The organism is Arthrobacter sp. Y3223164 (assembly GCF_059091005.1).
Window position 1 is genome coordinate 1 of sequence record NZ_JBNHGF010000111.1, and the last position, 7,576, is coordinate 7,576.

Here is a 7,576-nt window from a genome sequence, read left to right on the forward strand (position 1 = left end):
GGTTCGCGCGCGCGCACGCCACCGCCGCCGGATCCACATCTGCGGCGTGCAGTTCGCTGGGCCTGAGCAGTGCGGCCAGTGCCGCCGCCACGGCCCCCGAACCACAGCACAAATCGACGACGACGGCGGTGGGCACAGGGGCCAAGGCCGCGGCCTGCCGGACCAGGAACTCGGTCCTCCGCCGGGGGACGAAAACCCCGGGGGAAACGCGAATGCGCAGGCCACAGAACCCGGCCCAGCCCAGGACTTGTTCCAGGGGAGTCCCGGCTGCCCGCTGTTCCACCTTGGCGGAAATTTCTTCCGGGGGACCGCCCTCGGCGAGCAGCAGGTCGGCCTCTTCCTCGGCGAAGACGCAGCCTGCCGCGCGCAGCCGGGAGGCGATGTCGTCCCGGCCCCATGGCTGGGAAACCTGCATGTGGAGTCCTTTCGAATGACGCCAGAGTACCCTTTCGTCCGCGTCCGCTGGCCGCCTCGCTGTGATCTTGACTGCAGTTCATGCGCCCGAAACGCCACCGGGGACAGGCCGCCCGGGGCTGTCCGCGGAGGAGACCGCCGTCGGACGTGTGGCCTTCACCACGGGGCACGATTCCGATTTCTTTCAGGGGCGAATTGCTGGTAATGTATTTCTCCGTTGCCCCCCTAGCTCAGTGGTAGAGCGCGTTCTTGGTAAGAACGAGGTCACCGGATCGATTCCGGTGGGGGGCTCGGAATGGCAAAGCCCGCGTCTGCGTCGCGAGACGCAGCGCGGGCGCTCCCATTCGTGGCGGTGTAGCTCAGCTGGTTAGAGCGCACGACTCATAATCGTGAGGTCCCCGGATCGAGTCCGGGCACCGCTACCAAGACCCTGAGGGGCCCGATCGGAACTTTGGTTCCGGCCGGGCCCCTCGGCTGTTAAACGCTCCCGCTGACCCCCAAGGCCGGCCCCGCGACCGCAGCCGGCGGGGTCAGGGGAACTCTCACGTCGTTTACTAGAGTGGACGCCATGCCCGCCCTGTATCTCGCCCACGGCATCGCCTGGACCCCCGCGGGCCCCCGGCTGCGCCTGGCAACTCCGGACGGTACGCCGAAAGACCTGCCCGTGACGCAGGGGTCGAGGCTGGGCTTCCGCGTGATGGACCCCCAACGCTACTGTCTGGGCAGCCACCGGGTACTTTCCGCCGCGGAGCGCACGCATGTGCCGTGCCGGCTGCAGGCTCCGGCGGAGCGGGGTCACCAATGTGTGAACTGCTTCCTCAATGACGACCTGCGCTTCATGCATGACAGCCACCGCAGCGGCCGGGCCCCCGAGGGGCTGCTGGCTTACCTCGCCCAACCCCATTGGCTGTACGTGGCGACGTTTGCCAACGGTGCCAGCAAGGTGGGCACGGCGGCCCACGTGCGGAAAGCGTTGCGGCTGGCCGAACAAGGCGCGGTGGCCGCCCGTTACGTCGCCCGGGCGTGCGACGGACGGGTGGTGCGGGTACTCGAGGACGCGGTCTCGGGAAACACCGCCCTGACGCAAGCCGTGCGCAGCGCCGCCAAGTTCACCGGGCTGCTGGCGCCGCTGCCCCTGCCCGAGGTGGACCGGCTCAACTCCGGCCATGCTGCCACTGTGCGCGAACTGCTGCCTGCCGTTCAACTGGAAGGCTTCGACGTCGTCGACGAACAATGGCAGGTCCCGGAGCTGGCGGCACCGGTGCTGGAGGAGGGCATCAAGAGGGGCTATCCGGGCAGCTTTGCCTCGGGCGACCACGGGTTCATCGTGGAGGGCCTCCTGGGCAGCGTCGCGGCCGCGCGGCTGCAGGATGGCGGCCCGCTCTTCTTGGTGGACCTGGGCGGGGTGAAGGGCCGCCGGATCGCCGTCGGCGACTTCGCCTCGGAGCAGCCCGTCATCCAGGAACAGCTGTTCTAGGCGATCGGCAGGCGTTGCCCGGAGCCCGCAGTCCCGCACGGCTCCGCGGTTCGGCTGGCAGGGGGCGTGGCCGGTAACCTTGAGGTATGAATCCTTGGGACCTTGGCTCGCCGCTGTACCGCAAGCTGGTCATCTCTGCCATGGTGCTGATCGGCGTCGGGATCCTCCTGTCTGTCATCGCCGCGTCGGCGAGCATCCAATGGCTGGTCTGGGCTGCACTGGCCGCCATCATCACGGGTTTGCTGACCCACCTGGTCGGGCTGCTGGTCCGGTTCCGCGACGCCCGGGCCCGGCAGGCAGCCGCCCACCCGCGGGGCACACGGCCAGCGAAGCGTCGATAGTCCCATCCACTCCATCTGAAGGAGATCCATGTCCGAACATGCCGGGGTCAACCCCGACCTCGCCGGCCGCACCTACCCGGCCGGCCCCGCCTATACCGTGGGCCGCGAGAAGATCCGGGAGTTCGCATCGGCGGTCAAGGCCACGCATCCAGCGCACTTCAACGTCGAAGCCGCGCAGGAACTGGGCTATGTCGACCTGGTGGCTCCGCCCACCTTCGCTATCATCGTGGCCCAGCGTGCGGACGCCCGGCTGATCGAGGACCCGGATTCCGGGATCGATTTCTCCCGTGTGGTCCATGCTGACCAGCGGTTCGTGCACCACCGGCCGATCGTCGCCGGCGACGAACTGGTGGCCGAGTTGCACGTTGACCAGGTGCGAGCGATGGGCGGCGGCGCCATGATCACCACCCGGGCGGAAATCAGCACCGTCGCCGGCGAGAAAACGGCCACCACCACGTCGTCGATCCTGGTGAGAGGGGAAGGCCAGTGAGCGTTGAACTGAACGAACTGACTGTTGGACAGGACATTGGCTCACGGAGCATTGAGGTTTCCCGCGCGGACCTGGTCAGGTACGCGGGAGCGTCCGGCGACTTCAACCCGATCCACTGGAACGGACGCTTCGCCGAGCAGGTAGGCCTCCCCGGCGTCATCGCGCACGGCATGTTCACCATGGGTGCCGCGGTGCAGCTGGTGACGGACTGGATCGGCAACCCCGCCGCCGTCGTCGACTACCAGACGCGCTTCACGAAGCCGGTCCTCGTGGAAGATCTCGACGGACCCGGCGCCACAATCGACGTCAGCGGCGCCATCGGGGCCATCGACCAGGACAACGGCACGGCGCGGGTCGACCTCACCGTAACCGCTGCAGGCGTGAAGGTGCTGGTCAAAGCCCAGGCGGTCGTCAAGATTTGGTAAACCGCACCGCGCCCACAGCGGGTGGGAGGCCCGCACCGTGACTGAAACGATTCTTGCGCCGCTGACGACGGTCGGTGTGGGCGGTCCCGCCCGGCAATTCATTGACGCAGGCTCCGAGTCCGAGGTCATCGAGGCTGTCCGTGCCGCCGACGAGTCCGGAGACCACCTGCTCGTCATTGGCGGCGGGTCCAACCTCGTGATTTCCGACGACGGTTACCCCGGCACCGTGGTGGCCATCGCCAACCGCGGCTACAGCGTCCGCGAGGATGACGGCGCCGTCGGACTGACGGTGCAGGCGGGCCACCCATGGGACGAGCTGGTGGCGCTGACAGTCGACAACGGGTGGGCCGGGCTGGAGGCCCTCTCCGGCATTCCCGGACTGACCGGGGCAACGCCCGTTCAGAACGTCGGCGCTTACGGATCCGATGTTTCGCAGACCATCGTCCGGGTGCGAACCTGGGATCGTAAGACCGGGTCCGTCCGGGAATTCGCAAACCGCGACCTCACCTTCGGCTATCGGGACTCGGTCCTGAAACAAAGCACGTCCAACGGATCTCCACGCTTCGTGGTACTGGAAGTCGAGTTCCGCCTGGCCCCCAGCCGTCAGAGCCTTCCGGTCCGTTACGCCGAGCTGGCACGCGTGCTCGGTGTCGACGTCGGAGGCGTGGCCAAGGCGGCCGACGTTCGCCGTGAGGTACTCCGGCTCCGCGCCTCCAAGGGCATGGTCCACGATTTAGCCGACCGGGATACGTTCAGCACGGGCTCGTTCTTCACGAACCCCATCGTCGACATGGACACGGCGGCGAAGCTGCCGGCTGATGCGCCACGCTGGCCGGCCGAGGACAAGGCCAAGCTAAGTGCTGCCTGGCTGATTGACCACGCGGGCTTTTCGAAGGGCTTTGGGCTTTCGGGAACGTCAAACGGTCCCCTCAGCGGCTACGAGGTGGCGGGCGGCCGCGCCTCGCTTTCGACCAAACACACGTTGGCGATTACCAATCGCGGCGGCGCCAGCGCCGAGGATATCCTCGCGATTGCACGCGTAGTCCGGGACGGAGTTGAACGGTCCTTCGGGATCCGGCTTCAGCCTGAGCCGCTTCTGATTGGCTGCAGTCTGTAGCGGCAGGCCTCTTGGCCCTCCGCACACCGGGTGCCCGGTGCCGGCATGAGTGCGCGCGCCTATGAATGCCCGGCCGCTTCGGACACGAGGTCGTCGTCCGCCAGCGCAGGTTCCTGCCGTGTGAGGTGGGTGAAGTAGGCCGCTGTGCTTGCCAAGGCCACCAGTCCTCCGCGTGCGAAGGCCTCGCGCTGCTGCCGGGAGCCCGTGCCTCGCGCCTGGACCTCCTGGCATAGGAGCCCGATGCCGGTCTCGTCCCCGGCGTCGGCAAGGGCCTGCCGGGTGTGCTCCAAGAGCAGGGAGATCACGGTGTCGGCACGGCAAGGAACGCCGGTGAGTGGATGCAGGAGATTGCCGGCGATGCCCCAGCGGCTGGCTTGCCAAGCGGACAACCGGAGTACCGACGCCGGAACCGCTGCAGGGGGCAACCCGGACCTCCACTCTCTCGCCGCCGTCTCCACGAGTGCCCTGGACAAAGCGGCGATCAACACTGTGTCGCTGGCCTGAAGGCAGACATCGGCCACCCGGATCTCAACCGTCGGGTGCTTGTGGGACAGCCGCGCGTCGAGGTAAAGCATGGCGTGGTCGAGTACGACGCCGCTGTCCAAGGCACGCCGGAGCGAGCGGTGGTAGGCGGCAGCCGAGCCGAATATTTCCGAAGGCCCGGTGCCCGGCCAGCGCAACCAAGCCTGGGTTCTGAAACCGGCATACCCAGTGTCGCGGCCCTGCCAGAACGGGGAATTGCTGCTGAGGGCGGCGAGTACGGGAAGCCAAATCCGAATGCGGTCCAGCACAGCTACGCCCTCCTCCTCAGAATCCACGCTGACGTGGACATGGCAGCTGGAGGTCAAGGACTCTTCTGCCGTCAGCCCGAACTGCGCCCTCAGTGCCTGGACGCGGGTATCAGGAGCTGGATGCGGTGCGGCCGGGGACGGCGATGTGGCCAGCGCGACGGCCCTTGCTCCGGACGCGCGGGCACAAGCGTCGGCCAAGGCTCGTCCGGACAGAATGTCGGCTGCCAGATCGCACAAGGTTGCGCGGGGCGGGGAGATGACCTCGATCTGTTCCTGCTGGAGTTCGGTCGCGAGCGTCGGGCCGGTGGGGGCAGAGGCAGCAGCGGCTTCCGTTTGCCCAGATTGCTGGGCTTCTCCCGCTGTGAGCCGATACTGGTCCATGACGGCTGCTGCGCGCGGCACAGACAGGCCCGTGGCGGGCTCGACCAGCAGTAGCTCCTCTTCGACACCGAAAGTGCGCATGCAACCACCTTTCGCCGGGCTTGTGTTGATGGCGACGGCCGGGATGCCGCTGCTTAGCCGGGCTCACCAAGAGAGTACGTGCGAGAAGCCGGGCGGTCCACAGCGGCAACCGAACCGCGCCTCACTTCGCTGGCGATCACCAAGAGGTGTGTGCGGACTCGGCGTCGTGCGTCCAGGCCGCGCCGAGCGAGAGGTCCTCGGACATTCGGCGACCCTGTCTGGCGCGGCATGCTCCTAGGGAAGGTCTTCCCGTCTGATCGTCGCGTCAGCCTGCGGGTCCTCGACCTGCGGTGCTCCTGCCGGTCGTGGAATGCGCTGCCGTTCGGCGCGGCGCTTCGAATGTGCGGAAAGCTCGTCATGCCGAATCATGAAGCGGATGATGCTCGGGCGAAGCGCACGAAGATTGACCAGCCCGCTGCCGCAAAGCCAGCAGACCAGTCGGTAGCTGTGGTTCACTTGGACCAACCGGTCGGTACCGTGGTCCATGAGCCAATCGGGCGACAAAAACTCATGCATCGGTGCCAGCAAATAATCGGCGGGCAGTAACCGCGCGAAGGCACCCTGCGGTTGAAAGCACTGTTCCAACTGAAGCATCATCCACCATTCTTCTGAGAGGTAGGCAGGACCGCAGGTCTCCAGGAAGCGCCGCAGGTGAGCCTCCAACCTGAGTGAGCGGTCGAGCTGGATTGGTCTCACCTGACGTTGTTGGACGAAGAACTCCCGAAGCACATCCTCGATTCGCGCCTTGGGCCTCGCATACCTGGTCACTGTTGAATCCTCTTGCTGTTGGTTTCACGTTGGGTCGGTTAAAACGGTGGCGGGTAGCTGGAACGGCGGCGGGTGTCTAGAACGGTGGCGGGGTCTTGTCCCATGGGCCGTCCGTGGCTTCGTCGCCGCCGGTGTCGCCCTCGCCGCGGGTACAGTCCCGGGGACTTTTGGCACCGTTGCCCGGGCTTTCCGTGGCTTCTTCTGCGCCGGGGGCTGAGGGGGATCGTGAGTGTCCAGCCTTCGTCGGGGGTAGTGGTGTGGGTGTGGCCGGAGCGGGTGGTGAAGTGGAGGGTCCCGTCGGGGTCCTGGGTGACGGTTCCGCCGCCCTGGTGTTTGGTTTTGTGCCCGGGCTTGCAGCGGGCGCTGAGATTTTCCATGACTGTTGTGCCGCCGTCTTCCCAGGCGATCGTATGGTCGATGTCGCAGTGGTCAGCCGGGACGGTGCAACCAAAGTCGCGGCAGTGGCGGTCGCGTAGCCGGACGAGGCGTTTGAGCCATTCGGGCGGGTGGCGCAGGTCTTTGGCGACGGCGGCTGCCTTGCCATAGTCATCGGTGAGCACGATCAACCAGGATTTGGCCAGCGCGGCAAGGTCGCGGGTCATGCCCGGCGGGATCGGCCCGTAGCCGGTGAGGTCGCCGGGGTCCTCGGCGAGCCGGAGCAGGGTGTGCAGGGGCGCGGTGACGGCGACGGAGGCGGTCACGTTCCCGGCACCGCAGGTACAGGGCCCCTGCCCTGCCGTCCCTCCGGCTGCCGTGTTTCGGACGGTGCACGCCGCAACTTCCGCGTCCGGGATCTTTGGGCCGGTTTTCTCGGGGGCGCCAGGTGGAGCGGCTGCCGTTGTCATTGCCGTTGCGTTCGTTACAGAGCCGAGCGCGGTCCCGGATCCGGCAGCAGTTCCGGAACGGCTTGCTGCTCTCGGTCCGGCTGATGCTTGGGTGGCCGCTGTTCCGCAGTTGTCAGGTACCGTCTGGGTGGCGGCTGTGTCGCCGGCGGCGGGTCCGCTGTCTGTGTCTGTGGCGGTGGCCGTGGGCTGGTAGGCGTGGCCGGGGTAGCGCAGGAGCATGTCGGTGAACACGTCGGCGCGGAGTTGGCCCAGGGCGCGGGTTTCGTCCGCGGTTTGGAGTTTGCGGGCGTGGGCCTGCATCAGGTTGTAGGCGAGCAGGGCTTTGTCGGCGCTGGTGCGGATGTAGAGGTCGGCCATCCCGTCGTCCTGGGGCTGGTAGTGGACGGTGCGGCGTTCCATCGCGGCGCGGTGCCGGGTCTCGAGGGGTTCGGGGTGCAGCCGGTCGC

General features: G+C 67.3%; 9 protein-coding genes and 2 tRNA genes. 7 read left to right on the forward strand and 4 right to left on the reverse strand.

Annotated elements, in window-relative coordinates:
- Positions 1–415: methyltransferase (locus AC5RUJ_RS07800; RefSeq protein ID WP_494155734.1), on the reverse strand; the 415-nt coding region annotated here is incomplete at its 3' end.
- A 218-nt stretch (positions 416–633) separates the two neighbouring features.
- On the opposite strand from AC5RUJ_RS07800, the gene AC5RUJ_RS07805 reads away from it, so the two are divergent.
- From AC5RUJ_RS07805 to AC5RUJ_RS07835, 7 genes are all read left to right on the forward strand, one after another.
- Positions 634–705, forward strand: a tRNA-Thr gene (locus AC5RUJ_RS07805).
- 57 nt (positions 706–762) lie between these two features.
- Positions 763–839: transfer RNA gene (locus AC5RUJ_RS07810), tRNA-Met, on the forward strand.
- 143 nt (positions 840–982) lie between these two features.
- Positions 983–1,891: a DUF2797 domain-containing protein gene (locus AC5RUJ_RS07815; protein ID WP_494128834.1), complete on the forward strand. Its 909-nt coding sequence runs from the start codon at positions 983–985 to the stop codon at positions 1,889–1,891.
- A gap of 86 nt (positions 1,892–1,977) precedes the next feature.
- Positions 1,978–2,232, forward strand: coding sequence for a DUF3188 domain-containing protein (locus tag AC5RUJ_RS07820; RefSeq protein WP_494128835.1), 255 nt, complete (start codon positions 1,978–1,980; stop codon positions 2,230–2,232).
- A gap of 28 nt (positions 2,233–2,260) precedes the next feature.
- Positions 2,261–2,722 carry an FAS1-like dehydratase domain-containing protein gene (locus tag AC5RUJ_RS07825; RefSeq protein WP_494025411.1) on the forward strand — a complete coding sequence of 154 codons (462 nt, stop codon included), beginning with the start codon at positions 2,261–2,263 and terminating at the stop codon, positions 2,720–2,722.
- Positions 2,719–3,147 carry a MaoC family dehydratase gene (locus AC5RUJ_RS07830; protein WP_494000536.1) on the forward strand — a complete coding sequence of 143 codons (429 nt, stop codon included), beginning with the start codon at positions 2,719–2,721 and terminating at the stop codon, positions 3,145–3,147. The genes AC5RUJ_RS07825 and AC5RUJ_RS07830 overlap by 4 nt, the downstream gene beginning before the upstream one ends.
- 37 nt (positions 3,148–3,184) lie before the next feature.
- Entirely contained in the window at positions 3,185–4,264 is a 1,080-nt protein-coding gene (locus AC5RUJ_RS07835; RefSeq protein ID WP_494128836.1) for a UDP-N-acetylmuramate dehydrogenase, read from the forward strand.
- 59 nt (positions 4,265–4,323) lie between these two features.
- Here the strand turns inward: AC5RUJ_RS07835 and AC5RUJ_RS07840 are convergent, their stop codons facing one another.
- From AC5RUJ_RS07840 to AC5RUJ_RS07850, 3 genes are all read right to left on the reverse strand, one after another.
- Complete coding sequence (locus tag AC5RUJ_RS07840; protein WP_494128837.1) at positions 4,324–5,517, reverse strand: glutamate--cysteine ligase; 1,194 nt, start codon at positions 5,515–5,517, stop codon at positions 4,324–4,326.
- A 234-nt stretch (positions 5,518–5,751) separates the two neighbouring features.
- A complete protein-coding gene (locus AC5RUJ_RS07845) occupies positions 5,752–6,285 on the reverse strand; it encodes a hypothetical protein (protein WP_494128838.1) in 534 nt (177 codons plus the stop codon).
- 38 nt (positions 6,286–6,323) lie between these two features.
- A partial coding sequence (locus tag AC5RUJ_RS07850) for an HNH endonuclease signature motif containing protein (protein WP_494155735.1) occupies positions 6,324–7,576 on the reverse strand: 1,253 nt, incomplete at its 5' end.